The sequence below is a fragment of the Bacillus sp. FG16 genome (genome assembly GCF_057809515.1).
On sequence record NZ_JBMDKC010000295.1, the window covers coordinates 1 to 658 of the forward strand.

1 protein-coding gene is annotated in these 658 nt (G+C 41.0%); it reads right to left on the reverse strand.

The genetic code is table 11. The annotated features are described in order from the left end of the window. Positions 1-97 precede the first annotated feature (97 nt). The coding region (locus ACODS7_RS32375; RefSeq protein WP_488828664.1) for a Gly-Xaa-Xaa repeat protein at positions 98-658 on the reverse strand (561 nt) is incomplete at its 5' end.

The window sequence follows — 658 nt, forward strand, 5'->3', positions numbered from 1 at the left end:
TTTATCAAGCTGCCTAATGAAATAACCGTGTCTAACTTTTAGGGGTCACTTCATTCTCGCTCTTTTTTTATTTGTCATAAACAATATATAGTGAAATTTAAGCGATTCTAAATACAGTAAGGCGGATGTTAGTATTTCCTGTCGCAGGGATCGTAATCTCATTAAGAGTAGATTGGACAGAAATTCTTGCACCAGCTGCTAATGTTTCAATTGTAGTAAATGAAAGTGAGTCGCCTATTAAATTTGAAGAGAAGTTATCAGTTGCGACAGCTCCATTAATTGAAATTCCTACTCCAAGTGGAGCGCATCCTGGCGCGGTTGTAGAAATGGATACGCTAATTACATAAATGCCACCGTTGATAACAGTAACTGTATCTGTGCCGTTGAAGATAATATTGTTTACGTTAATTGCAGTACTAAAAATAAAGTTATTAAATTGCAGTACTGTTTGCTGAATATTGTTTGTTACAACAATTGTTGCTACAGGGAAGCTAGGTCCAGTTGGCCCAGTAGGTCCGGTAGGTCCACCAGAAGGTCCAGTAGGTCCAGTAACTCCTATACCAGTAGCGCCGGTAGCACCTGTGTTACCTTGAACACCTTGAGGTCCAGTAGCGCCGGTAGCACCCGTGTTACCTTGAGCACCTTGAGGTCCAGTAGC